The sequence below is a fragment of the Streptomyces sp. SCSIO ZS0520 genome, assembly GCF_025643355.1.
GTDB lineage: Bacteria > Actinomycetota > Actinomycetes > Streptomycetales > Streptomycetaceae > Streptomyces > Streptomyces physcomitrii.
This window is the reverse complement of sequence record NZ_CP092644.1, coordinates 1,349,279-1,373,514: the sequence shown is the minus strand read 5'-3', so window position 1 is coordinate 1,373,514 and position 24,236 is coordinate 1,349,279. Positions and strand designations below refer to the sequence as shown.

The 24,236-nt window shown below is 75.3% G+C and carries 20 protein-coding genes; 9 read left to right on the top strand and 11 right to left on the bottom strand.

The window, feature by feature from the left end; all coding sequences use genetic code 11:
- Positions 1–20 precede the first annotated feature (20 nt).
- The 3 genes from MID12_RS04555 to MID12_RS04545 are packed head-to-tail and all read left to right on the top strand — an operon-like array spanning position 21 to position 1,406.
- Positions 21–239 carry a hypothetical protein gene (locus tag MID12_RS04555; protein WP_052482122.1) on the top strand — a complete coding sequence of 73 codons (219 nt, stop codon included), beginning with the start codon at positions 21–23 and terminating at the stop codon, positions 237–239.
- Positions 232–795 (top strand): RNA polymerase sigma factor, encoded by a 564-nt coding sequence (locus tag MID12_RS04550; RefSeq protein WP_237282656.1) that lies wholly within the window; start codon positions 232–234, stop codon positions 793–795. Before MID12_RS04555 ends, MID12_RS04550 begins: the two co-directional genes overlap by 8 nt.
- Complete coding sequence (locus MID12_RS04545) at positions 792–1,406, top strand: DUF6099 family protein (protein ID WP_263165032.1); 615 nt, start codon at positions 792–794, stop codon at positions 1,404–1,406. Before MID12_RS04550 ends, MID12_RS04545 begins: the two co-directional genes overlap by 4 nt.
- Before the next feature lie 149 nt (positions 1,407–1,555).
- On the opposite strand, the gene MID12_RS04540 is transcribed toward MID12_RS04545, so the two are convergent.
- From MID12_RS04540 to MID12_RS04525, 4 genes are all read right to left on the bottom strand, one after another.
- Entirely contained in the window at positions 1,556–1,846 is a 291-nt protein-coding gene (locus tag MID12_RS04540; protein WP_040246844.1) for a hypothetical protein, read from the bottom strand.
- A gap of 235 nt (positions 1,847–2,081) precedes the next feature.
- The gene (locus MID12_RS04535; protein ID WP_397915866.1) at positions 2,082–2,552 is read right to left on the bottom strand and encodes a hypothetical protein; all 471 of its coding nucleotides are present in this window, start codon (positions 2,550–2,552) and stop codon (positions 2,082–2,084) included.
- Positions 2,536–3,444 (bottom strand): Rieske 2Fe-2S domain-containing protein, encoded by a 909-nt coding sequence (locus tag MID12_RS04530; protein ID WP_078845382.1) that lies wholly within the window; start codon positions 3,442–3,444, stop codon positions 2,536–2,538. The genes MID12_RS04535 and MID12_RS04530 overlap by 17 nt, the downstream gene beginning before the upstream one ends.
- 201 nt (positions 3,445–3,645) lie before the next feature.
- Positions 3,646–3,825 (bottom strand): DUF6480 family protein, encoded by a 180-nt coding sequence (locus MID12_RS04525; RefSeq protein ID WP_040256273.1) that lies wholly within the window; start codon positions 3,823–3,825, stop codon positions 3,646–3,648.
- Between the two features lie 271 nt (positions 3,826–4,096).
- Between MID12_RS04525 and MID12_RS04520 the strand changes: the two genes are divergently transcribed.
- From MID12_RS04520 to MID12_RS04510, 3 genes are all read left to right on the top strand, one after another.
- Complete coding sequence (locus MID12_RS04520) at positions 4,097–4,807, top strand: SDR family NAD(P)-dependent oxidoreductase (RefSeq protein ID WP_040246842.1); 711 nt, start codon at positions 4,097–4,099, stop codon at positions 4,805–4,807.
- Positions 4,804–6,027: a lycopene cyclase family protein gene (locus MID12_RS04515; protein WP_040246841.1), complete on the top strand. Its 1,224-nt coding sequence runs from the start codon at positions 4,804–4,806 to the stop codon at positions 6,025–6,027. Before MID12_RS04520 ends, MID12_RS04515 begins: the two co-directional genes overlap by 4 nt.
- A gap of 433 nt (positions 6,028–6,460) precedes the next feature.
- Positions 6,461–8,014 (top strand): NAD(P)/FAD-dependent oxidoreductase, encoded by a 1,554-nt coding sequence (locus tag MID12_RS04510; protein WP_317633363.1) that lies wholly within the window; start codon positions 6,461–6,463, stop codon positions 8,012–8,014.
- 72 nt (positions 8,015–8,086) lie between these two features.
- Here the strand turns inward: MID12_RS04510 and MID12_RS04505 are convergent, their stop codons facing one another.
- Genes MID12_RS04505 through MID12_RS04490 form a run of 4 tightly spaced genes read right to left on the bottom strand, consistent with a single transcriptional unit; the run spans position 8,087 to position 12,774 of the window.
- Entirely contained in the window at positions 8,087–9,094 is a 1,008-nt protein-coding gene (locus MID12_RS04505) for a Rieske (2Fe-2S) protein (RefSeq protein WP_263165031.1), read from the bottom strand.
- Positions 9,091–10,086, bottom strand: a complete 996-nt coding sequence (locus MID12_RS04500; protein ID WP_263165030.1) for a phytoene/squalene synthase family protein — start codon at positions 10,084–10,086, stop codon at positions 9,091–9,093. The genes MID12_RS04505 and MID12_RS04500 overlap by 4 nt, the downstream gene beginning before the upstream one ends.
- Positions 10,073–11,641, bottom strand: a complete 1,569-nt coding sequence (gene crtI / locus MID12_RS04495) for a phytoene desaturase family protein (protein WP_263165029.1) — start codon at positions 11,639–11,641, stop codon at positions 10,073–10,075. Before crtI ends, MID12_RS04500 begins: the two co-directional genes overlap by 14 nt.
- Entirely contained in the window at positions 11,638–12,774 is a 1,137-nt protein-coding gene (locus tag MID12_RS04490) for a polyprenyl synthetase family protein (protein WP_263165028.1), read from the bottom strand. The genes crtI and MID12_RS04490 overlap by 4 nt, the downstream gene beginning before the upstream one ends.
- Before the next feature lie 99 nt (positions 12,775–12,873).
- Between MID12_RS04490 and MID12_RS04485 the strand changes: the two genes are divergently transcribed.
- Both MID12_RS04485 and MID12_RS04480 read left to right on the top strand, forming a co-directional pair.
- Positions 12,874–13,029, top strand: a complete 156-nt coding sequence (locus tag MID12_RS04485; RefSeq protein ID WP_159392986.1) for a hypothetical protein — start codon at positions 12,874–12,876, stop codon at positions 13,027–13,029.
- A 155-nt stretch (positions 13,030–13,184) separates the two neighbouring features.
- Entirely contained in the window at positions 13,185–13,727 is a 543-nt protein-coding gene (locus tag MID12_RS04480) for a 2'-5' RNA ligase family protein (protein ID WP_263165027.1), read from the top strand.
- A 65-nt stretch (positions 13,728–13,792) separates the two neighbouring features.
- Here MID12_RS04480 and MID12_RS04475 read toward each other — a convergent pair whose 3' ends face one another.
- Positions 13,793–17,515: an NB-ARC domain-containing protein gene (locus MID12_RS04475; RefSeq protein WP_263165026.1), complete on the bottom strand. Its 3,723-nt coding sequence runs from the start codon at positions 17,513–17,515 to the stop codon at positions 13,793–13,795.
- A 150-nt stretch (positions 17,516–17,665) separates the two neighbouring features.
- Positions 17,666–18,814 carry a CapA family protein gene (locus MID12_RS04470; protein ID WP_040256267.1) on the bottom strand — a complete coding sequence of 383 codons (1,149 nt, stop codon included), beginning with the start codon at positions 18,812–18,814 and terminating at the stop codon, positions 17,666–17,668.
- 1,031 nt (positions 18,815–19,845) lie between these two features.
- On the opposite strand from MID12_RS04470, the gene MID12_RS04465 reads away from it, so the two are divergent.
- Complete coding sequence (locus MID12_RS04465) at positions 19,846–21,744, top strand: BTAD domain-containing putative transcriptional regulator (protein WP_263165025.1); 1,899 nt, start codon at positions 19,846–19,848, stop codon at positions 21,742–21,744.
- A 168-nt stretch (positions 21,745–21,912) separates the two neighbouring features.
- Here the strand turns inward: MID12_RS04465 and MID12_RS04460 are convergent, their stop codons facing one another.
- Positions 21,913–24,183, bottom strand: coding sequence for an MMPL family transporter (locus MID12_RS04460; protein WP_263165024.1), 2,271 nt, complete (start codon positions 24,181–24,183; stop codon positions 21,913–21,915).
- Positions 24,184–24,236: the final 53 nt, after the last annotated feature.

The window sequence follows — 24,236 nt, the reverse complement described above, 5'->3', positions numbered from 1 at the left end:
GTCCGAAGGAGGAGTGCCTCATGCTCGAAGCGGCTGTGGCGCTGAGCACCACGCTGTGCCTGGTGGTGGGCAGACTGATGTATCTGCTGCTGAGCGACCGTACCCGCGTGCGGATGGCGCGACTTCGGCAGCAGGGCACCAGTGAGCGCGTCCGTGCCCTGCCGCCGGGGAGCACCTTGGTGGAGCGGCGCGCCGGGGAAGAGGTGCGCGTCGAGATCGGCGGAGGCGGACGTGGATGACCTGCACACGGTCGGCGAGCGCACGGTCCGCCCGTCCTCCACGCCCGCGCCACCGCCCTCCGGCGCTCCCGGGCCCGTGGACTTCCGGCTCTACTACGCCCAGCACACGGGCCGCCTGGTGCGGCACCTGATGAGACTGGGAGCGGAGCCGTACGAGGCTGCGGAGGCCGTGCAGTCGGCGTTCACCGAGGCCTACGCGGTCTGGCCGCACCTGACGCATCCGGGGGCCTGGCTGCGCACGGTGGCGTACCGGCACTTCCTGAGGAGGGAGGCGCGGCGCCGCGAACTCACCGACGCCCCGCCCGACTCGCCCTCGCCTTCCTGTCCGCTGCGCGCCGTGGAGATCAAGGAGGAGGAGTTACGGGTGTACGAGGCCCTGGCCTCCTTGCCGCCCCAGCCGCGCCGCGTCATGGCCTGGCATCTCGACGGCTACCGCACGGCGGAGATCGCGCAGGCCCTGGGGATGCAGCCGGAAGCGGTACGGCAGAACCTGGCCCGGGCCCGCGCGCGGCTCAAAGCGGTGCTGGGACTCACGCAGGGAGGTGCACAGAGGTGATCAACGACCACAGCGACCGCGAACTCGACGCTCTGCTCGCCCGGGCGGACCGCGCGGTGCTCGATGCCGTGAGCGGCGGCCTGGACGTGGCCACCGGGCTGAGGCACTTCCCCGCGCCCACCGGCCCGACCCCCGAGGCGTCCGACCGGCCCGCACCGCGGCGGCAGAGCGATCCACCGGGCGAAGCGGGCGCCTCGCTGGCCGAGGTCCTGCACACCATCGACCAGCTGCGGGAGACGGTCAGTCGGGGGCGGGCGGAGTGGGTCGCGGTGCCGCCTCGCCCGATGCGGGATGTACGCACGTCCCTCGTCTCCCAACTGGGCCTGAGCACACAGAATTTGATCGCTCTGAGGGAGGGACTGGGACGGCGCAGGCTCTCGGAGTCCGAGGCGAGAAGCTTGATCACGAGGGCCGCCGCGAGGTTCGAACAGATCAGCCTGGACCTGGTGGGTGTCGCGGCGTCCAGCGCCGACGAACAGCTGTACTGGCAGGCCGTGGAGTGGATCGACAAGATCGACGAACTGCAGGACCGGCTGCTCCACCTCGCACGGGTCGTGCCCCGACTCTTCGACGACGCCGACGACCGGACGATGAACCCCGTGTTCCTGTAGTGATCACGTGGTTCGGAAAGGCCGACGGTTCGGCCGCATCGGCTCGGCGGCCGAACCCGTTGCAGTAGGCCGGCGGGCTGGGGGAACAGCGCGGCCGGGACTTCCGGCGGCCCGATGGTCCCCTGTCTCCTGACGCTCGACTCGGCGACTCAGGTGTCGAGTTCGCGGCGTACGCCCACCCGGAGGTGGCCGAGGGAGACGGCCGTGGTGGCGACGGAGGTGCCGTCCCGGAAGGCCACGGTGAGGGGGGTCAGCGGGTCGAGGCCGTTGACCTGGTGGAGGAGTTTGGCGATGTCGGCTTCGACGGCCGTCTTGCCGGAGGTGTCGGCAGCGGAGACCTCGGCGAAGGTGATCAGCGGGTCTTCCGTTTCCTGCTTGCGGACGAGTTGGAGCGGCTGCCAGCCGCCGCCGCTGTAGAGCTCTGCGCGCATGTATTTCATGCGGGTAGCGTCCTGCGGGGCGATGAAGATGGCATCTACATGTTTCTCGGTCGTGGTCCGCGGTTCCGCTCCGCGCCGCTGCCGGATCGTCCGCCTGCCCGGCGCGGGCGCCCCGGGGAACCGCCGCCACCCGGGCCGGGCGCCGTTCCGCCATCCGAGGGGGCGGGTTCGTGGCGAGCGGGCCGCGGGCTCCGTTCGCCCTCGGCCAGGACCTGCCGCGGCGCGCCGAGCGTCCTCAGGTGTCCGCGTCACCGGAGGGCGTGGACGTGTGCGCGCTGTGCCCGCGGGTGCGGCGGTGTTCCTTCATCCGGGCCTCCAGCACGTGCCGCCTGCCCCCGGTGAGGCGGTCGCGTACCTTCTCCTCCAGGCGGCGGAAGGTCGCGTAGTAGTCGTCGTCGTACTCCTCCACGAGCTGGAAGGTCCAGCGGCCCGGGAGGACGTTGCGGCCCAGCAGTTCGCGGCCGATCTCGTCCGCCAGGTCGGGGTGGCCGCAGCGGTGCAGCAGGTCCACCACGTCGTCCAGGCGCAGATCGGCGTGGCCGGTCAGCTGATGGAAGCTGTAGAGATGGCCCCGGGCGCGCTCGGTGGTCTCGAAGGCCTCCGAGAGCACACCGGCCGCCTCCACCGCCAGCGGACTCGTGCCGGACGACTCGGCGCCGCCCCGGCTGCCGGTCGAGGCAGCTCCGCTCTCACCGCCGCCGTTCACCACTGCTCCCCAGCGGGGCGGCCTTCCGGGGCGGGCCCCCGTTCTCCTGCTGCTCCGAGGCGGGCCGGTCCAGGCGGACCCGGACGCGTCCGGCGGAGAGCTGGACCTCGAAGGCCGGCTGGGGCGCGGTCGCGGGTCCCTCCAGGTTCCAGCCGTCGGAGAGCCGGAACAGGCTTCCGTGCCAGGGGCAGCGCACACAGCCGTCCTCCAGATGCCCCTCGCTCAGCGGGCCGCCCAGGTGGCTGCAGTGCTCCGCGAGAGCGCGCACGGTGTCCTCGTCCTCCCGCACCACCAGGACCGGTACGTCACCGAGGACGCGCCGTACCGCCCGGCCGACCGGGAAATCCTCGACGGCACCGAGGTCGTGCCATCCGGAGCCGACCAGATGCGGCACCTGCTCGGCGTGGTTGGCACCGGCGGCCTGCCGGTAGGCCAGGTGGCCGCCGAGTGCCCCGCCCGCGCTCGCCACCGTCAGCCCCAGGAAGCCGAGCCACTTCCCCCGCAGGCTCCTGCCCCGCAGGCGGGCCGAGAGCGATCCCGTGTACAGGACGACGGCGGTGGCGTTCGCGACCGCGTGCACGAAGCCCACCCGCTGCTGGTCCCGGTGGAGTTCGGCCCAGTCCACCCAGCCCGCCGCCGCGGCCGGTCCCGCACCGGCCAGCCCCAGGGCGACCAGCACACCCGCGCTCCTGCGCCGACCGGGAAGCAGGTCGAGCAGCGCGGCCGAGGTCCAGGCGCCGACCGGCACTTGGACCAGGATCGGATGCAGCGGGTGCCCGAGCCAGCGGCCGTGCAGCGCATCGCGTCCGGCGCCCAGCGGCAGCGCGCGTACCGCCCGCTGCACCGCGTCGAGCAGGCGGTCGCCGCCCGCGTACCGCTCCAGTCGGTCCATGGCGGTGAGGACCCGGCCCGGCCCGTCCGGCGAGGGCAGCGCCTGTTTCCAGGCGGCTTGCAGGCTGTCGAGGGCACGGGCGGAACTACTCGTGCGGATTCCGTTGTGCTGCACCTGTACTCCTTCTGCCCGGTGCCCGCGTCGAGGGGCCCGTGGCACATCGCCCGGGTCCTGGGCAGAGCGCCCGGACCTCCGGGTACGTCACAGGGAGACGAGACGGGCGATGAAGAACGCCGCCACGATCACCGCGCCCACGATGACCAGCCACAGCCAGATGCCGGGGTGCTCCCAGACACCGCCGTCCGGACGTTCCTCGTGGGCCTCCGAGATGGAGCCCTCGACCGGGGGTGTCTCCTCGGGTGGAACAAGCGGATCCGTCATGCTTCCAGCCTCGTGCAGGTCGCCCACCGGCGCATCCGCAGGGCGCGGCGCCCGTACCGGTGCCGTCGTGCCCGGCCCGGGTCCGATCCGGGCCAGGGGTGTACGGCTGCCTCACCCCGGTGCCATCCCGCCGCACGGGCCTTCGGGGCGTGGCGAGGTGCCGGGAGGGCTGCCGCGCGGTTGACTCGGCCGTGTCCGCCGCGTCCAGGTCCGGCCGCGGCCGGAAGAGGCTGTGCCAGAAGCGACTCGGCCCTGCGATCGGGAGTCAGACGTGGAACTCGACGGCGCGCGCGTGCTGGTGGCCGGTGCCACCGGTGTCCTCGGCGGGGCACTCACCGCCGAACTGGCCGCGCGGGGAGCGCGCCCGGCGCTCGCCGGACGCGACCCGGAGCGCCTCGCCCGCGCCGCCCGGAGGTACCCGGGTGCTCCCGTTCTCCTCTTCGACGCCTACGACCCCGCCTCCTGCGCCCGTGCCGTGGCGGAGGCGGCGGCCGGACTCGGCGGACTGGACGCCGTCGTGACCGCCTTCGGCGCGGTGGCCTTCGGTCCGGCGGCGGAGGTCGGGGACGAGGTCGCCGAACATCTGATGGCGGTCAACGTCCTCGCGCCCGCCGCCTTCTTCCGCGCGGCGCTCCCCCTCCTCGCGCCCGGCTCGGTCCTCGCCGCCTTCACCGGCGTGGTCGCCCAGGTCCCGCAGGCGGGCATGGCCGACTACAGCGCCTCCAAGGCCGCGCTCGCCGCCTGGCTCGGTGCCGTGCGCCGCGAGGCACGGACCGCCGGAGTCCGGGTCCTGGACGTGCGGCCCGGACACCTGGACACCGGGTTCGCCGACCGGGCCGTCGCGGGCACGCCCCCGCCGCTGCCCGCGGGCGGCGACCCGCTCCGTACCGTCGCCGCCGTGGCCGAGGCGATGGCGGCGGACGCGGAGCTGGTGCGCACCGCCCCGGACGGAGCACCCGTCGTCGAACGGCGCGCCAGGTGAGCGGGCGCGACGACCCGTACGAGGAGAGCTGCGAGGTGCTCATCATCGGCGGCGGGGCGTCCGGGCTCAGCCTCGCCTACCACTTGACGGCGGCGCGGGCCCGCGGGGTGACCGTGATCGAGGCGCCGGACGGGCCGCTGCGTCCGCCGGAGCGGACGTGGTGCTTCTGGGACGAGGGCACCGGCGATTTCGACGCGGTGGTGTGCGCCTCCTTCTCCCGGCTGCGGGTGCACGGCACCGGCGGAGAGGCCCTGACGGTGGACCCCTCGCCCGTGCGGTACCGCATGATCCGGTCCGCCCCCTTCGAGCGCATGGTGCACCACCGGCTGGCCCGTTCCCCCGGCGGGCGCCTGCTGCGCGCGACGGCCGGGGCGGTGCGCTCCACGCCCGGCGGGGCCCTGGTGCGCTGCACCGCGGCCGACGGCCGGCGGCTGACGCTGCGCGCCCGGCACGTGTTCGACTCCCGGCCGGTGCGCACCCTGCCACCGGCCAGGACCCATCTGACGCAGCACTTCCGCGGCTGGTTCGTCCGCACCGCGGCGGACCGCTTCGATCCCTCGGTCGCCGACCTGATGGACTTCCGGGTGCCCCAGCCCCGCCACGGGCTCGCCTTCGGCTACGTACTGCCGCTCGCGCCGAACCGGGCCCTGGTCGAGTACACGGAGTTCTCCCGGACCCCGCTGCCCACCGAGGCCTACGAGGCCGCGCTGGCCCGCTACTGCCGCCACACCCTGGACCTCCCCTCCTACACCGTGGAGTCCGCGGAACAGGGCGTCATCCCGATGACCGACGCACGCTTTCCGCGGCGGAGCGGGCCCGCTGTCTTCCGGATCGGGACCGCGGGCGGTGCCACCCGCCCGGCGACCGGCTACACCTTCGCCGCGGCGCAGCGGCAGGCCCGCACCGTCGCGGCCGCTCTGCGCCGCGGCCGGGTGGAGGTGCCCGCGCCGCACGGGCGGCGGGCGCGGGCCATGGACGCGGTGCTGCTGCGGGCGCTCGACACCGGGCGCATCGACGGCCCCGACTTCTTCACCGGCCTCTTCCGCCGCGTCCCGCCCACCCGCCTGCTGCGCTTCCTCGACGGGGCCACCTCGCCCTGGGAGGAGGCGGGCATCGGCCTGCGCACCCCCGTCGGCCCCATGCTGCGGACCGCGCTCGAACTGCCCTTCCTGCCCCGGCGCCCCCACCCCGTACCCCGAAGCGGAGAGCACCGCACATGACCCTGCCGCGCGACCCCGGACCAGCCCGCGCCTTCGACCGCGCCCGGCGTACCCGCGACCGCCGCCCGTGTCGCACCATCCCTGGCGGCGGCCGTGCGCTCTGCCGCCCGTGCCGGACCACCCCTGGCGGCAGCCGCGCGCTCCGCCGCCCGTGCCGCGCGATCTCCGGCGGCGACCGTGCGCTCCGCCTCCCGTGCCGCACCGCCTCCCGCGGCGACCGCGCGCTCCGCCGCCGTCCGCGGCGCGGACTCCTCGGCCTCGGCGTCGGCACCGGCACCGCCTCCTCCGCCCGGCTCCCGCGGGCCACCTCCGCCCCGCTCCCGCAGGCCGCCTCCGCCCGGGCGCGAGCGGTCCCCGTCGCCGGGCGGCAGACCGGCCCCACCCGCACGCTCTTCGCGCGCGGCGGCTCGGCGGCCGTCTCGCCGGAGGTCCGATGAGTGCGCCGCGCCGCGCGGCCCGGCGCGGGCGCGACCGCAGGGCCGAGATCCTGATGCCCGCGCCCGGACGGCTGCGGTTCGCCGGGGCCGACGCACCCGGCGTCGCCGTCGTCGGCGGCGGCATCGCCGGTCTCGCCGCGGCCGTGCTGCTGGCCGAACGCGGCGCCCGCGTCACCCTCTACGAGCGGGAGGAATCCCTCGGCGGCCGTCTCGCGGGCCACCGCACCCGCCTGGCCGACGGCTCCTCGGTGACCATGAGCCGGGGCTTCCACGCCTTCTTCCGTCAGTACTACAACCTGCGCGGCCTGTTGCGCCGGACCGATCCGGGACTCGACCGCCTCCGGCCGCTGCCCGACTACCCCTTGCAGCACAGCAGCGGACTGCGCGACAGCTTCGCCCGCGTCCCGCGCACGCCGCCCTTCAGCGCGCTCGGCTTCGTCGCGCTGAGCCCCGCCTTCGGCTGGCGCGACCTCGCCGCCCTCGACGCCCGGGCCGCGCTGCCGCTCCTCGACGTCCGGGTGCCGGAGGTCTACGAGCGCTTCGACTCGCTCGGTGCGGCCGCCTTCCTGGACCGCGTGCGCTTCCCGGAGGCCGCGCACCACCTGGCGTTCGAGGTGTTCTCCCGGAGCTTCTTCGCCGACCCCCGCGAACTCTCGGCCGCCGAACTGCTGCTGATGTTCCACATCTACTTCCTCGGTTCCGCCGAGGGCCTGCTCTTCGACGTGCCGGACGAGCCCTATCCGCAGGCGCTGTGGGAGCCCCTCGGCGACTACCTCCGGCGCCTCGGCGCGAGGGTGCGCACCGGCACCCCGGTCCGCGCCCTCCAGCCGGATGCCGAGGGGGCCGTGGCGGTGCGGACCGACACCGCCGTCCACCGCCACGACGCGGCGGTGCTCGCCCTCGACCCCGGGGCGCTGCGGGAGACCGTCGCCGCCTCGGCCGGACTCGGCACCCCCGCGTGGCGCGAGGACGTCGCCGCTCTGCGCAGCGCCCCGCCCTTCCTCGTCTCCCGGCTCTGGCTCGACCGGCCCCTTCGCGCCGACCGCCCCGGATTCCTCGGCACCAGCGGCTACGGCGGCCTGGACAACATCAGCGTCCTGGACCGCTACGAGGGCGAGGCCGCCCGCTGGGCCGCCAGGACCGGCGGCTCGGTGGTGGAACTGCACGCCTACGCCGTCGCCGCCGACGCGGACCGGTCCGAGGTGCAGGCCCGGCTGCGCGCGGATCTGAGCCGGGTCTACCCGGAGGCCGGCCGGGCCCGGATCGTCGACGCCCGGCACGAGTGGCGTGCCGACTGCCCGTTCTTCCCGGTCGGCTCCCACGCCCGGCGGCCCCCCGTCACCACGCCCCACCCGCGGGTGACGCTCGCCGGGGACGCGATCCGCTGCGATCTGCCCGTGGCCCTGATGGAACGCGCCGCCACCACCGGCTTCCTGGCGGCCGGGGCGCTCCTCGCGCGGTGGGGAGTACGGGGGCAGGTGCTGTGGACGGTGCCCCGGGCCGGCCGTTCCGCCGTGCTGCGGGCGCTCGGCGCGAGGGGCAGGGGCTGAGTTCCGGCCCACGGGCCCCCTCCCCGCCCGGTGCACCCGGGCGTCCGCCCGCCGTGCCACCGCCCGCCGCGCTCAGCCCGGAAAGCGCCCGGTGCTGCGCAGCGCCCAGCGCCGTTCCGCGTACGCCAGGTCGTCGCGCCACAGCCGTCCGGCCGTCCGGCGCATCAGCGGACGCAGCGCGGGCCCGAGGGCACGGGCCACCGCGAAGCCCCGGCGGTCCGACGCGGCGACGACCGCCTCCACCACGGCCGTCCGGGGCCGCCCGTCCGCCGGGGCGGTCAGCGGGGTGGCGTGGGTCTCCACCACGGACCCGGCCCCCTCGCCCCCGGTGATACGCATCAGCACCGTACGCGGCCCGGGCGCGGTGAACTCGGCCCGCACCGGCACCACCAGGCGCTTCGACACCCGGAAGGAGACCTCGACGAGGAAGGCGTCGTCCTGTTCGCCGCGGGGCGCTCGGAGCACGGTCAGATCCACGAAGGCGTACGGGTGCAGCCAGGAACCGTGCCAGGGGTCGAGGCGGTTGGCGACCACGTCCTGCGGCTCGCACCGGCCCACCCCGACGTACACCGCGTCCACCGCGCCACCCGGCACCGGACGCTCCGGCACCACGGGACGCCTCAGCGGCTCCTCGCCGCCCACGGCGTCCAGCCGGACCCAGACCAGGACCCCGTCGTCGTACGCGGGATAGGGGTCCCACCCCGCGAACGACCCGCCGTCCAGGCCGAGTCCGTGCCAGCGGCAGACCAGCGTGCCGCACACCACCCGGCCCTCGCGCAGGGGCGCCCCCAGATGGGGGCAGGCGCCCGGTCCGGCGTGCAGTTCCCCCTCGTCCGTGCGCCACAGCACGACCTCCACACCGCCCACCGTCCGGCCGCGCGGCGGGCCGCCCGCGCGGACGTCCCGGGAGGCGCCGACGGCGAACCAGTTGCCGGACGGCCGCGCCGTGGCCCGGCGCAGCGCCCCGGCGACGAGCGCCGGGCGCGCCTGCTGCCAGGTCGGCGCCTGCCCCGCCCAGTCCGGCCGTCCGCGCCGTCGCGACAGCGGCGTACGGCCGCTGCGGTGCGGAGGGCCGCTCACCGCGCGGCCCCTTTCCGCGGCGGTGCCGCGACGCCCGCCGGCGATCGGCCCCGGCGGACCCGGGCGCGCAGGCGGGCGCCCGCGATCTGCGCGGCGCCGACGGCGGCGGATGCCGCACGGCGCCCCCGCGGGACCACCGCACGCCGGTGCAGCACCGCGTAGTCCTGCGCGGCGATCGCGTCGAGGATTCCGCTGTACAGGGTGAACGCCGTCCGGATGCAGGGCCGTACCCGCGGATCGAGCATGGCGATGCCGGGCTCCGCCTCCCGGTAGACGCCCCTCGTCAGGGCCTCGGCCGCGACCAGGGCCGCGCGGATCCGCGGGTCGCGCCGCCCCGTGCCGCGGCTCCAGCTCAGCAGCTCCCGGTCCACGCCGTGGGCGGCGAGCAGATCCGCCGGCAGGTAGACGCGGCCCCGGTCCAGGTCCTCGCCCACGTCCCGCAGGAAGTTGGTGAGCTGGAAGGCCACCCCGAGGGCCGCCGCGTGCGGTGCCGCTTCCGCGCGGGGGACGACCGTGCCCAGCACCGGCAGTATCTGCAGGCCGATCACCGCGGCCGAACCGTGCATATAGGACCGCAGCTCCGCGTAGGTCGGATAGTCGGTGACATGCAGGTCGCTGCGCATCGAGGCCAGGAAGTCGGTGAAGAGGGCGGGGGAGATGGCGTAGCGCCCGGCGGTGTCGGCCACGGCCCGGACCACCGGTTCCGTCCCGCAGCCGGTGCGCAGCGCGTACCCGAGGTCGTCCTCCAGGCGGCCGAGCAGCCGGTCGCGCTCCCCGGGCTCGCGCCGCCGGTCCAGGTCGTCCACGATGTCGTCCGCCCAGCGGGCGAAGCCGTACAGGGCGTGCACGGCCGGGCGGTCCGCCACCGGCAGCAGGCGGGTGGCCAGGAAGTAGGTCCTGCCGTGGCGGGCGTTGAGTTCCCGGCAGCGGGTGTAGGCGGCGCGCAGGGCGGGGTCGGTGATCCCCGCGGCGGCCAGTTCACGAGCGGTCATGGCCACCCGCCCTCGCCGGGGTCTGGGGGAGGGGCACGGTGGGCGGCCGCTTCCCTCCGGTACGCCGTGCGCCGGTGTGCGCGGTGATGCGGTCGGCGGCGAGCTTCCCGCTGATCAGCACCGTCGGCACACCGACCCCGGGGGTGGTGCCGCAGCCGGCCAGTACGGCGTTCTCCACTCCGTGCACCAGATTGCGGGGGCGGAACGGGCCGGTCTGCGCGAGGGTGTGGGAGACCGAGAACGGGGTCCCGCAGGCGTGGCCCCGTGCCGTCCAGTCCAGCGGTGTCACCAGGTGCTCCTCGCGGATAGCGGCCGAGAAGCCCGTCAGGCCGCGGCGCTCCAACTCGGCCACCAGGCTGTCCCGGTAGCGCGGTCCCAGCTCCCGCCAGGCCTCGGCCGGTGGGCCCACCGCGGTGTTCGGACACGGCGCGAGGACGTAGTGCAGATGCCCGCCCGGCGGGGCCAGCGAGGGATCGTGCGCCGTCGGCCGGGTGATCAGCAGGGACGGGTCGCTCATCAGCCGCCCCGTGCGCGTCAGTTCCTCGAAGGTGCGCTCCCAGGCCCCGCCGAAGGAGAGCGTGTGGTGGCCGAGTTCGGGCCAGGTGCGGTCGGTCCCGGCGTGCAGGACCACGGCGGACGGTGAGTGGCGCAGCCGCAGCGGGCGCCGCGGTGTCCGGCCCAGCAGGCGGTAGGCGGTGGGCAGTTCGCAGGTGAGCACCACCGCGTCGCAGGGGATCCGTTCGCCGTCGGCCAGCCGGACCGCGCGCACCCGCCCCGCCGAGCGCTCCAGACCGGTCGCCTCGGCGGACCACCGGAACTCCGCGCCCGCGCCCGCCGCCGCCTTCGCCATCCCCCGCGGGAGCGCGTGCATGCCGCCCTTGGGGAACCAGACCCCGGCCACCGTGTCCATGTAGGCGATCACCGCGTAGGCCGCCAGGGCGCGGGCCGGGGCCACTCCGGCGTACAGGGACTGGAAGGAGAAGACCCGGCGCAGCCGGGGGTCGGACAGGAAGCGGCCGATGCGCTGCTCCAGCCGCCCGAAGCCGCCCAGTGCCGCGAGCCGGGCCAGGTCGGGGTGCAGGAGCCGGAAGGGGGAGTCGGTGTTCGCGTCGATGAAGCGGTCCATCTGCGCCCGGTACAGCCGCTCCAGCCAGCCGCGCAGCTCCCGGTAGCCCGCGGCCTCGGCGGGTCCGGCGAACTGCCGCACCGCGGCCTCCATCGCCGCCCCGTCGGTGTGCACGTCGAGCGAGGTCCCGTCCGCGAAGCGGGCCCGGTAGGCCGGGTGCAGCGCCACCAGCTCGACGTGCCGGGCCAGGCTGTCGCCCACGGCCGCGAAGGCCTCGTCGGCCAGATGGGGCATGGTCAGCACGGTCGGACCGGTGTCCAGCAGGTGCCCGCCCAGCTCGACGCGCCCGGCCCGGCCGCCCGGACCCGCGTCCCGCTCCACGAGCGTCACCCGGCGGCCCGCGCCCAGCAGATGCAGCGCGCAGGCCAGTCCGGACAGCCCGGCGCCCACCACGACGACATGGTCCGTCGGACCCGGCACCGTCCTCATACGGCCTCCTCGCTACGGCCCGCGGCGACGCCGGTGGCCCGCTCGGCCACCGCCGCGAACTCCTGCCGGACGTCGGGGGCGGCACCGCTCGTCCGGAAGTGCCGCAGGCTCTCGGCCACCAGTTCCGCGATCTTCGCCTGCACCGCGGCCCGGGCGCCGATCCGCTCCAGTACGGCCCGGGTGCGCGCGACGCTGTGGTCCGGCCCCCCGGCGGCGGCGAGCACGGCGGCGGCCTCCTCGTCGCCGCCGGCCTCCGCAAGCCTGGCGGCGACGGCCAGGAGGTAGGTGGGCTTGCCCGCCCGCAGGTCGTCCCCGGCCGGTTTGCCGGTCACCGCCGGGTCCCCGAACGCGCCGAGCAGATCGTCCCGGAGCTGGAAGGCCAGCCCCGCGCAGCGGCCGGCCGCGCGCAGCGCCCCCAAGGTGGGCTCGTCCGCGCCCGCCAGCGAGGCGCCCAGGGTCAGCGGGCGCGCGACCGTGTACCGGGCGCCCTTCAGCTCGGCGATCGTCAGCGCCTCGTCGGTGCCCGGGGAGCCGCTCGCCTCGGCGTGGATGTCCCGGTACTGCCCGGCGACCATCTCCTCGCGCATGGCCCGCCACTCGCGGTGCAGCCGCGGACCGTGCGGCGAGCCGAGCGCCGCCTCTGTGAGCAGGTCGTCCGCCCACACCAGCGCCAGATCGCCGACCAGCACCGCGGCGGAGGTGGCGAACGACTCCGCCGGGCCCGTCATCCCCGCGGCGCGGTGCTGGCGGGCGAGGTCCACATGCACGGCGGGCGCGCCCCGGCGCAGCGGCGAGCCGTCCATCACGTCGTCGTGGACGAGCGCGCAGACCTGCACGAGTTCCAGCGCGACTCCCGTGCACAGCAGGGCGGTGGAGTCCCCGCGACCGCCCGCCGCCCGCCATCCGCACCAGGCGAAGGCCGTACGCAGCCGCTTGCCGCCGCCTCGCGCGAGGGCGGCGACCCGCCCGGCCACGTCCCGGGCGCACACCGCGTCGGTGCCGCGGGCCGCGTCCAGCCGGGCTTCCAGCACCCGTTGCAGTAGCGCCTCGACGTCCGCGATGGCGTCCGGCACGGAGAGCGGGGCGCCGACTCCTCCGTCCGCTCCCGTCGCTTCTGGCCGCAGTCCCAGCATGCACAGCCTCTCTTCCGGCTCTCCGCCACTCGCGTACCCGTGCCTCCGCCCTCGTGCCGGACGCGGCCGCACCGATGCCCCGTGGGGACGGATTCCCCGGTGACCGCCCACCCCGGCGGTTCGTACGGGTGTTTCACCCTGCTGCGCCGCCGCGCCCCCGCCACCCGCCGGATCCCGTCGGCGGGGGCGCCCGGCATCCGGCGGCTGGCGGCGGCCGGCGACGCGCTCCCGGTGCCTGCCGCCGAGGCCGGGTGAGGGGCGCGCTTCCCGGCCGGGCCGCGTACGTACGGGAGAGGGGTGTGCTCGGCCCCGCCGCGGCGGCAGGGCCCGGATCCGTACGGCCGCCGAGCCGGTCTCCCTCCGTGGGCCGCCCCCGGCCGCGGGCCGGATCGACTCCGTAGCCTGGCCGTATGCACACCGTCGAGCTGCTGCCTGACGACGCCGCCGACAGCGCGGTACGGGCCGCCTGGCGCACCCTCGATGCCGCCGGACTGCCCAGCCAGGCCGGCCACCGCCACCCGACGAACCGCCCGCACCTGACCCTGCTCACCCTTCCCGCGCTGCCGCCGCCACTGCGGGCCGGGCTGGGCGAACTGCTCGCCGCGGCGCTGCCGCTGCCCCTGGCCGTGGCGGGACCGCGCGTCTTCCCCGGCCGGACGCAGACCCTGGTGTGGGCGATCCGCCCCGATCCGGCCCTGCTCGCGCTGCACGCCCGGCTCTGGAGCGCCTGCCGCGCCGTGCCGGATCCCGCCGCCCGGCCCGATTCCCGTCACGCGCCCGGCCGCTGGACACCCCACCTCACCCTGGGCCGGTCCCGCCGCTCCCGCGCCGCCTGGCCCGCGCCCGGTGACCCGGCCTTCCCCGTCCTGCCCCCGCTGCCGGACGCCCCCCACTGGACCGCGGCGCGCACCTACGACAGCGCGACCCGAACGGCCGACCCGCTGGCCCCCTGAGACAGCGGCGGCCCGGAGCGGCGGATCCCGACGGCCACCGCTCCCGCGGAGCCCGCCGCGCCGTCTCAGCGGTGCAGCGTGAAGCCGTAGAGACCGCGCTCGCCCGCCGCCACCAGGGCCGCTGAACCGCCCACCCAGGTAAGGGAGTTGAGGGCGGCGTCCGCGCGGGCGGCGGCGAGGGGGCGGTGGTCCGCGACGGTCCGGACGGTGAGGGCGCCGTCCTCGCCGGTGGTGGCGAGCAGGGTGCCGTCGGGGCTGGCGACGACATCGGTGACCGGGCCGGTGTGCACCCGCAGGCGGGCGAGCAGGGCGCCGGTGGCGGTGTCGAGGAGGCGGACGGCACCGTCCTCGTCGGCGGTGGCGAGCCAGCTGCCGTCCGGGGCCAGGGTGAGGGCGCGGGAGCGGGGGCCCGGGTCGCGGAGGACGAGTTCGCCCCGGAAGGCAGGCGGACCGGCGGGCGCCGCGGTGGCCGGGTCCCAGCAGCGCACTCCCGTCGGGGTGCCCCAACCCAGCGTGTACACAAGGCCGTTGGGTGCGAAGACGACCGCGGGGCGGGACTCGGCGGCGCCTCGCCGGAGGCGGCGCAGCGCGCGGAGCAGCCGGGTGCGGCGGCCGGTGGCCGCTTCGGTGCGCTCCTGCCGGCCCACGCGGAAGACGGGCGGGAGGCCGGGGCGGGCGAGCGCGATCCGGCCGTCCGGGGCGACGGCGCACGCGGTCCGGGTGGGCGGATCGGTCCGCTGCTCGGCGAGGGTCAGCTCGGGGAGCCAGGTGAGCGGGTCCCAGCGCACCACCGCGCCCTCGTCGTCGGCGGTGACCAGGGTGGAGCCGCCGGACGTCAGGCTGTCCCGGTGCGGCGCCACGGCCAGGGTGCGGATGTGTTCGGAGTGCTCGGCGCCGTCGCACTGGCTGCCGTCGAAGGGGTTCCAGAAGCGGACCAGGCCGTCGTCGCTCAGGCTGGCCAGCCAGCCGCCGTTGCGGGCGGCGACCGTCTGCCGCACCGGGCGCGGGGTACTGCGCAGCAGCGCAGGTCCGGCGTCGGCGAAGGCCCGGTCCCAGGTGCGGACCGTGCCGTCCGCGGCGGCACTGGCCAGCCACTCTCCCTCGGCGGCGACCACGAGCGCGGTGACCCTCTTGGTGTGCCCGTACAGCCGCCCGCGGGAGCGTCCTCCCCCGATCCCCTGGATCCGGATGCTGCCGTCCGCGCCGCCGGTGGCGAGCCAGCTGCCGTCCGGTGCCAGCGCCAGGGCCATGACCCGGCTGCCCAAGTGCCGTGCCCGGCCCACGTGTTGCGCACGCGCGGTCCAGTGCCGGACCCAGCCCTTCTCGTCGAGGACGGCCAGGGCGTCGCCGCGGGCGGAGAGGTGGAGGGAGAGGACCGGGCTCTCCCCGGCGAGGGTGGTGACCACGTTCCCGCCGGGCAGCTCCCGGAGCGTCACCTCTCCCGTGCCGTCCGCGGTGGCCAGCCGGCTGCCGTCCGCGGAGACCACCGCGGCCCGCACCGCCTCGTTGACCGCCAGGGTGGCGGATCCGCGGCCCGTCGCACGGTGCTCGACCCGGAGCCGGCCGCCGTGCGCGAGCACGAGCCAGCTGCCGTCCGCGGAGGCTCCGGCGAAGGTGGCCTCCGCCCGGTCCGCGGGGTGGCTCCAGGCGCCGGTGGCCTGCTCCCAGACGGCCTCCGTGACGCCCTCCTCGGAGAGCGCGGTCAGCGTGGAGCCGTCCGGAGCGAACAGCAGGCGCAGCGGCAAAGGGACGTACGGGTCCGGCAGTTCGTCCCGCGGGTCGGTGCCGGGCGGGAGCACGGTGGTGCTCCTGCGGATCCCGAGCCGCGCGTCCCAGACTTCGAGCACCCGGCGGGTGCGGGCGGGAACCACGCGGCCGGTGAGCCTCGGCCCCCTCGGCCCTCTCGGCTCGGGGGAGGCCCCGGACTCTCCGGGCGCCTCCCGGTAGGCCACCGCGAGCAGGCGCCCGTCCGGGGAGAGCGCCAGCGGGTACAGGGTCCGGTCGGGGGCGGTGATGCCGAGGGTGCGGCGCAGCGCCGGGTGCGGCAGGTCCGGCGGACGCCACCGGCTCGCCAGATACGGTCCCGGCGCCTGAGCCCGCCGCGCCGCCACCTGCTCCTGCCACTCCGGTTGGGTGTCCAGGCGCTGGTGCAGTACGCCGACCAGCGCGTCCGGCGACTCCACTCCGGTCAGCAGATGCGCGGTCTGCGCCAGGCTCCGGGCGAGGAGCTGGGAGTGCCGGGTGCCGGACTGCTCCAGGTCGCTCCACGGGGCGGCGGGGCCCGCGTGCCGCAGCCGGGTCTCCACCCAGCGCAGATCGGCCGCCACCTGCTCGGCCCGCGCCCCTCGCCCGGCCGCGTGCAGATGGCCGACCAGATGGTCGAGCAGATAGCCGGAGTCCGTCTCCCACCAGGCGGTACGGTCCGCTGCCGCCTCCGGCTCGTCCAGCGGCCGCGCCCGGGGCAGGCCCTCCGCCGCAGCGTCCGCCAACCGGCCGTGCAGCTCGCGCAGTTGCTCCGGGCCGAGGCGGCTGCGCAGGTAGTCCCGTACCACGTCGTGGAGTTGGAGGTGGCCCCCGTCGGCCGGAGTGAGGGACACCAGGGAGAGCCGGGCCAGTTCGCCGCAGACCGCGCGGGTCCGGTCCTCGGTCAACTGCCGTGTGCGGGACCAGAGTCGGGCCACCAGCGGGACGGGTACGGCGGCGTCCTCGGCGAAGACGCCCAGTTCGGTGAAGCAGTCCACCGCGCCCGGCGGCAGCAGTTCGAGAGCGGCGCCGAAGGAGGCGGCCACCGCCTGGTTGCGGCGCTCGGGGTCGTCGAGATCCCAGTCGGGCCCGTCCGCCGCCAGCGGCCCGTCGGTGCGCAGCCGGGTCAGCAGCTGCGCCGCGTACGTCCCGGGGTCGCCGCCCAGCCGGTCCTGGGCGGCGACGAGCCGGTTCACCAGCCGGAGCAGCAGCGGCCAGCGCCCGGTGACCTGGAGCAGGCCGCCGGTCAACTCCGAGGGAAGCGGCGGGAGTTCGTGCAGGAGCAGGGCGCGGGCCTGGGCGGGGGACATCTCGTCCACCTCGACCCGGGCCGCGTCGGCGGGCAGCAGCCCGGGGTCCCGGGTGGTCACCAGGCGGACGCAGCCGCTGCCGCCGCGCAGGAAGGGCGTGAGCTGCTGCCGGGACCAGACGTCGTCCAGGACCAGCAGGGTGCGCGGGCGGGCGTCGAGCAGTCGCCCGAGATGGTCACCGGCCAGCGCCGGGTCGTCGAACTCGGTGGTGTCCCCGGTGAGGAAGCGGGTGGTCTCCGCGACCTTGGCGGCGATCGCGGCCCGGCCCTGGACCTCCCGGCCGATGGTGACGGTGTAGACGCGGCCGCGGAAGTGGCGCCGCACCCGGCGGTTGGCGGCGACCGCGGTGGCCAGGGTGGTCTTGCCGAAGCCGCCCGCGCCGGTCAGGGCGGTGCTCAGACCCACCGCTGCGGTGTGCCGCCCGCACACCGCGGCCGCCGCCGCGGCGGACTGCGCCCGGTCCACGAACCAGCCGGGGACCTCGGGCGCGGACGGCGGCAGGGGGTCGTCCGCGGCGGCGTCCCGCTGGTTCTGCTGCCGGAAGGAGAGGAGGGCGAGGGCCACCGAGAGCACCAGGCCGACCCCGAGCACCTGCCAGGGCCAGCGGCGTACCCAGTCGACCGCGGCGGGCCAGTGGTCCTGCCCGGTGGCCGGACCCGCGGCCAGGCCGATCACAAAGGCGGCCACCGCGGTCAGCGCCGCGGTCACCGCCCCTTGGGCGGCCCGTCCCCGCATGCGCTCCTCCGCCCCGGCCAACCCCCGCCCGCTGCCGGGGAGTTGCCCCTCCCGCCCGGGAGCCCACCCCAAGGTGCCCACGAGTCACCGCGATGCTACCGCCGCGGGGGAGGGGCCCCGGCTCGCTTCGGCGGGGACGCGCGGGGCGGATCAGCCGGGGTCCCCCGGGGCGAAGACGAGGCCCGCGGAGCGTGCCCCGCGGCTGAGGACCGCCTGCCGGATGGTGTCGCGGGCGTGGAGGTAGTCGGTGCGGCCAGGGGCCTTGGCGAGGGCGCTGTTGAGGTCGACGAGCCGCAGCGGGTCGTTGTCCACGCGGAACGGGAGTGCTTCCGCCTTCTTCACGTTCCAGGCGGCACCCGGCGTGCGCGGCGGGGCGAAGGTGAAGCGGGCGGCGGTGCCGAGCTGGCCGCGGGCGTCGTTCATGCGCCCGGCGATCTGGTCGCCGAGCCCGTAGACGACCCAGGTGCCGTTGACCTTCTCGTAGGGCTGGGGCACATGGTTGTGCGTGCCGATGACGAGGTCGATGTCGCGCCGGCCGCCGGTCGCGGACCGGGTGAGGCGCTGGGCGAGGTCGAGTTGCTCCTGGTCCGGCTCCTGCTGCCACTCCGTGCCCCAGTGCGTACTGACCACCACCACGTCCGCCCCGGCGCGGCGGGCGGCACGGGCGTCGTGCACGACCCGGTCGGGGTCGAGGAGGTTGACCAGCCACGGGCGGTCCGCCGGTACCGGGATGCCGTTGGTGCCGTAGGTGTAGGCGAGGTGCGCGACGGTGGCGCCGCCCGCCTTGAGGAAGGTCGCGGCCTCGCCCTCCTTCGCCGAGCGCGCGGAGCCGGTGTGCCGCAGCCGGGCCGCGTCCAGCGCGCCGAGGGTGCGGGAGACGCCCGCGGCCCCGGCGTCCAGGGTGTGGTTGGAGGCGGTGGAACAGGAGTGGTAGCCGAGGTCCCGGACGCTCCGGGCGATCTGCGGCGGGGACTTGAAGAGGGGGTATCCGGTGTACGGGCCGCCGCTGGGTCCGTACACCGTCTCCATGTGGCAGAGCGCCACATCGGCGCCGGAGACCAGGGGCTTCGCGGCGGCGAGCATGGGGCCGAAGTCGTAGCCGCTGCCGCCGTGGTCGGCCCCGGCCTGCCGGATGACCGAGTCGTGGACGAGCAGATCGCCGGTGGCCACCAGGGTGAAGCCGCGCGCCGCGCCCGGTGTCCCGGCCTCGGTGGCGCCCGGCCGGGCGGGGGTGTCCCGGGTGAGCCCGCCCGAGCAGGCGGCCGTCGTGCCGAGCACCGCCACGGCGAGCGCCGCCACCACCGGCCGCTTCCCGCGGTAGCGGCCCCTCCTGACCGTCCGTCCTGTGGCGCCACACCGCATGGAATCGCTCCGCTCGCTCGCTGTCAGGGGGTGTCGTCCTGCCGCCGATGCTTCGGGCAGTGCTCCGGGGCCGCCATCGGGACCGGGCCATTCGGGCGCCCGGCCCGCTTCCCGCCACCGGGCGGACACGGATAAGCGGGTGACGGCCTCTCACCGGAGACCGGACTTCCGCCCCGGAGGCACTCGGGTCGCGGTAGGGGCCGAGGTAGGGCGGATTACCCGATTCCTCATCGCGAAGTCGGTGAAAGTGAACGCGCCCCCGCACGGAGGCGAAGGCGAGGTATTCCGGTCGGGAAATGGCGGGCCGCGGTCGGACAACCGCGGCTCGCGCGGTACGAAGTGCTTCTTGAGCCGACTTCCGGGGCGGCGGGGCACCGCGTTCGCGGCAACCGGTTCGTAAACCGCCCCTCGGGTCCGCCGCGCCGCCCGTACCGCCCCGCCGTGCGCGGGTGTCCGCCCTCCTCTCGCGGCAGGGCGAACTCTCGTCGTGCGGCGGGGCGAAGGGGTATATGACGGGGCGTATCGGCCGTCCGCGGCCGCCCGGCGGAAGCGGACACCGCGCTGTCCACTAAAGGCCATGACCGGAGGAATGGGCTCCATCAGTGCGTGGACTGTCGACGTCGCGGTCGATCAGGAGGCACCATCGGCAGCCGCACAGTAAGGTGCGCTTACTCATTCACGGGGAGTGGTAATTCTCCGGACATTTCCGCGGGGCCCACGTGTGCCCCGAGCCGCCGGAACGAGTGCCCGAAAGAGGTCGTCGAAGCCGACAAAACGGGCGCTCGATTTGTGGGACGGAAGGTGCGGGCGCGCAGTGCGCTGTCTCGGTCCGGGTTGCCGTGCGCATCCCGGAGAGGCGATTCGAAAGGACAGAACAGGAATTGACGTATCCGGCCACCGAAATCCCCGGCCCGTCCGGCACCCGGTCCGAGGGCACCGCGCCTCTGTGCATCCGGGTCCTGGGAGCCATGGAGATCACCGGGAGCAGCGTGGACCGGGCGCCGTCCGCGCCGATGGCCCGCCGCCTGCTCGCCTCCCTGCTGCTGCACGCCAATGAGCAGGTGCGGATATCCACCCTGGTCGACGAGCTCTGGGACGGTGAACCGCCGCGGCTGGCCCGCAAGACCGTGCAGACGTACGTCTACCAGCTCCGCAAGGAGTTCGCGGGCGGCTTCGGCGAGCGCCTGCTGACCTGCCCCAACGGCTACCGGATCCGCCTCGACCGCGACGAGTACGACCTGTGGCAGTTCGAGCGGTACCTCGCCGTGGGGCGCGCCGCCCTCGACGAGGACGACCCCGAGGAGGCCGCCCGGGTGCTGCGCGAGGCGCTGGCCCTGTGGCGGGGCGACGCCTTCGCCGACATCGACACCGGCCCCGCGCTCGCCGCCCGGATCGCCCCGCTCGCCGAGTCCTGGCTGACCACCGTACGGCTGCGGGCCGAGGCGGATCTGCGGCTCGGACGGCACCACCAACTCCTGGGCGAGCTGCGGCAGCTCACCGCGGAGCACCCGCTGAACGAGGACTTCGCCGCCCAGTTCATGCTCGCCGCCTACCGCTCGGGCCAACGGGGCGCCGCGCTCCAGGCCTTCGCCCAGCTGCGCCGCCATCTCGTCGGCGAGCTGGGCATCGAGCCCTCGCACCGGCTGCAGCGGCTGCAGAGCGACGTCCTCAACGAATCGCCCGTACTGGACCTCGGCCCCGCCCCGGCCGCCCCGACCGATCTCGGGGCGCGGGCGGCGAAGACCGCGAAGCACCGCTTCCTGAAGCGGCCCATCGCGCAACTGCCCTCCGACATACGGGACTTCGTCGGACGGCAGGCGGAGCTCTCGGTGATCGTGCGCCACGCGGGCGCGCAGAGCACCCCGCACCTCGCCGCCCCCCAGGTGGTCACCGTGCTCGGCGGGGTGGGCGCCGGCAAGAGCACCGTGGCCGTCAGGGCGGCGCATCTGCTGCGCTCGCGCTTCGCGGACGGGCAGTTATACGTCTGCCTGCACGACGAGGACGGCGCCCCGATCGACCCCCGGGCGGTGCTGCGCGCCCTGCTGCGGGACATCGGCCTGCCCGTGTCCGAACTGCCGGAGCGCATCGACGAGTTGGCGCGGGTCTTCCGCTCCTGGACCGCGGACAAGCAGCTGCTCCTGGTGCTCGACGACGCGGGCGGCCCCGAGCAGGTCCTGCCGCTGCTGCCCGGCGGCTCGCAGAGCGCCGTGCTGATCACCTCGCGGGTCCGGCTGCCCGGGCTGCCCGGCAATGTCATCGTCGAGATGGCGCCGATGGAGACCGGCGACGCCCTGTCCCTGCTCTCCTCGCTCGCGGGCGCGGAGCGTGTCGAGGCCGACCTCGACGCCGCACGCCGGGTGGTGCGCCTCACCGGCAACCGCGCCCTGGGCGTCCGGGCGGCGGGGGAGACGCTGCTCGCCCGCCCCATGTGGTCGGTGACCGAGCTGGCCGACCGGCTCGGTCCGGAGGCCTGCCGCCTCGCCGAACTGGGCGCCGGTTCGCTGGACGTGGCGGAGCGGATGGCCTCCGGTCCGCTGCGGTTGCCCGAGCCGGAGCGCCGGGCTCTCGGCAGGCTCGCGCGGGACGGGGGGTCCTTCGATGTCTCCTGGACGGCCCGGGTGCTCGCCCTGGACACCTCCGCCGCCGAGCTGATGATCGGCCGCCTCCTCGACCACCATGTGGTGGAGCTGGCCGAGGCCCGGCCGGGTGCCGAACAGACCTTCCGGGTACCGGAGTTGGTCCGGCTCGCCGCGCGGCTCCGGGCGGAGGGCACCGGGCCCGCGCCGCTGCGGCTGCTGACCGAGACCTCCACCGCCTGCGTACTCCAGGACCCCTGCCGGGTACCGAAGTTGACCCCCGCGGGATGAGGCGCCCAGCCGGACACCGGCTGGGCGCCCGGCCCGCACCGGGGGACCACCGGAAGCCACCGGAACATCAGAAGCCACCGGAACATCGAAAGCAGAGCGAAAGAGCGAAGTCCCCCTCCGCGGGAACCGTTCCGGTTCCGCCGAGGGGGACTTCGCGTGGGGTGCGGGTCAGCGCAGGCTTCCCGGGCGAGCGGGCTCGTCCCGGGCGCCGTCCGGTGCGGGCTCGCCGATTCCGGCCGCCACCGGCTCGGACTCCGGTGCCTCGCGCAGACCGTACTTCTGGTGGAAGCGGGCCAGCGGACCCGGCGCCCACCAGTTGGCGCGCCCGGCGAGCTTCATGAACGCCGGGACCAGGGCGCCGCGTACCAGGGTGGCGTCCATCAGGACCGCGAGGGCCAGGCCGAGGCCGATCGCCTTGAGGTAGGCGATGCCCGAGAGCAGGAAGCCCAGCCAGACGATGGCGATCAGTGCGGCCGCGGCGGTCACCATCGCGCCGGTGCGCTCCAGGCCGCGGGCCACCGCGAGGGTGTTGTCCGCCGAGCGGTCCCACTCCTCCTTGATCCGGGAGAGCAGGAAGACCTCGTAGTCCATCGACATGCCGAAGGCGATGCAGAAGAGCAGCAGCGGCACCGTCCAGGTGATGCTGTCGGTGACCACGAAGTCGCCGACCAGGCCCTCCAGATGGCCGTCCTGGAAGCCCCACACCAGCACACCGAAGGTGGCGCTCAGGCTCAGGCAGTTGAGGATCAGTGCCTTGAGCGGGAGCACCAGGCTGCCGGTGAAGAGGAAGAGCAGGATGAAGGTGGTGACGCCGATGATCCCGAGCGCGATCGGCAGCCGGTCGTACATGACGTCCAGCGAGTCCACCAACTCCGCCGCCGGGCCGCCGACTTGCACGTCGTACGGGGCCTTGGTGCCGCGGATGTCGTCGACGAGCTGCTCGCCCGCCTCGCTCATCGACTCGGTCTTGGGGATCACCGAGAGGAAGGTGCTGTTCTCCGCGCCGAACCGCTCCGCGGCCGTTCCCGGCGGGGCGACCAGCTTGCCCGCCGCGAAGGAGCCGGCCTCGCTGTCGACCCGGGCCACGTTGTCCAGCGAGGACAGCTGCTCGGCGTAGGAGTCGATCTTGCGCTCCCCGGCGGCCGGGGTGTCGTTCAGGACGACGTTCAGCGCCTCGGACTCACGGGCGTTGAAGTCCTTGCGCAGGATGTCGCTGACCTCGCGCGACTGCGTGTCGGCGGGCAGCACCCGGTCGTCGGGCATGCTCATGCGCAGGTCGAGGAAGGGCGAGCCGAGGACGAGGAGCACGCCGACCACGGCGACGGTGACCACGATCGGGTAGCGCATGACCTTGGTCGCCAGGCGGTACCAGAAGCGCTCGGACTCCGGCAGCTCCGGCTTCGGCGCCTTGCGGCCGAGGATGCGGCCCTTCTCGATGCGCGGGCCGAGCGCCTTGAGCAGCGCGGGCAGGAAGGTCACCGAGACCAGCGCGGCGAGCAGCGCGGTCGGGATGCCCGCGTAGGCGAAGGAGCGCAGGAAGTAGAAGGGGAAGACCAGGAGTCCCGCGAGGGCGAGCGCCACCGTGGCCGCGGAGAAGAGGACCGTACGGCCCGCGGTGCGCAGCGCGGTGCGGATCGCGGTGTCGGTGTCCGCCCCGCCGTGCAGCTCCTCGCGGTACCGCTTGATCAGGATCAGGCTGTAGTCGATGGCGAGGCCGAGACCGAGGCCGGTGGCGACATTGGTGGCGAGCACCGAGACATCGGTGAACAGGGTCAGGATGCGCAGGGTCAGCAGCACCGAGACGATCGTCAGACCGCTCACCATCAGCGGGACCAGGGCGGCCACCACGGTGCGGAAGACGAAGAGCATCACGATCAGCAGGACCGGGAAGGTGACCATCTCGATGAGCAGCAGGTCGTCCTGCGTGGTCTCGGTGATCTCCTTGTTGGCGACCGCCGAACCGCCCACCCGGGTGTCGAGCCCCTCGACCTGGCCCTCGTACTTCGGCTGGATCTTTTCCAGTACGTCCTGGACCTCGTCCTCGTCGCCGGCGATGCGCACAAGCACGAGTGCGCTGTTGCCGTCCTTGCCGCGCAGCGGCTGGACCTTGCCCAAGGACCAGTAGGAGATGGCCTGTTCGACATCCGTCTCGGCGGCGATGCGCTTGGTCAGGCGCGCACCGGCGGCGGCGACCGCGGGGTCGTCCACGCCGCGCTTGTCCGAGACCAGCAGGGTCAGATTGGGCGCGCCTGAGCCGAATCGTCCGTCGAGGATCTCGGCCGTCCGGGCGGATTCGGTGGAATCATCCGTGAACCCTCCGGCGGAGAGCGAGGAGATCACCGAACCGCCCAGGGCTCCCGCAACCACCAGGAGCACACCCGACAGGTACAGGACCAGTCTGCTTCGGTGCGTGGTGAATCTGGCCAGCAAGTCGAACATGGAGCAACCTTTCGAGGGGAAACGCCCTGCGTGCCGGAGGCGTGCCGGTCCCG

What these genes read in the sequence shown, in the direction of transcription:
- MID12_RS04555 (WP_052482122.1), top strand. Translation starts at nt 21, where the DNA reads ATGCTCGAAGCGGCTGTGGCGCTGAGCACCACGCTGTGCCTGGTGGTG.
- MID12_RS04540 (WP_040246844.1), bottom strand. Translation starts at nt 1,846, where the DNA reads ATGAAATACATGCGCGCAGAGCTCTACAGCGGCGGCGGCTGGCAGCCG.
- MID12_RS04530 (WP_078845382.1), bottom strand. Translation starts at nt 3,444, where the DNA reads ATGGACCGACTGGAGCGGTACGCGGGCGGCGACCGCCTGCTCGACGCG.
- MID12_RS04525 (WP_040256273.1), bottom strand. Translation starts at nt 3,825, where the DNA reads ATGACGGATCCGCTTGTTCCACCCGAGGAGACACCCCCGGTCGAGGGC.
- MID12_RS04510 (WP_317633363.1), top strand. Translation starts at nt 6,461, where the DNA reads ATGAGTGCGCCGCGCCGCGCGGCCCGGCGCGGGCGCGACCGCAGGGCC.
- MID12_RS04500 (WP_263165030.1), bottom strand. Translation starts at nt 10,086, where the DNA reads ATGACCGCTCGTGAACTGGCCGCCGCGGGGATCACCGACCCCGCCCTG.
- crtI (WP_263165029.1), bottom strand. Translation starts at nt 11,641, where the DNA reads ATGAGGACGGTGCCGGGTCCGACGGACCATGTCGTCGTGGTGGGCGCC.
- MID12_RS04490 (WP_263165028.1), bottom strand. Translation starts at nt 12,774, where the DNA reads ATGCTGGGACTGCGGCCAGAAGCGACGGGAGCGGACGGAGGAGTCGGC.
- MID12_RS04480 (WP_263165027.1), top strand. Translation starts at nt 13,185, where the DNA reads ATGCACACCGTCGAGCTGCTGCCTGACGACGCCGCCGACAGCGCGGTA.
- MID12_RS04475 (WP_263165026.1), bottom strand. Translation starts at nt 17,515, where the DNA reads ATGCGGGGACGGGCCGCCCAAGGGGCGGTGACCGCGGCGCTGACCGCG.
- MID12_RS04465 (WP_263165025.1), top strand. Translation starts at nt 19,846, where the DNA reads ATGGAGATCACCGGGAGCAGCGTGGACCGGGCGCCGTCCGCGCCGATG.
- MID12_RS04460 (WP_263165024.1), bottom strand. Translation starts at nt 24,183, where the DNA reads ATGTTCGACTTGCTGGCCAGATTCACCACGCACCGAAGCAGACTGGTC.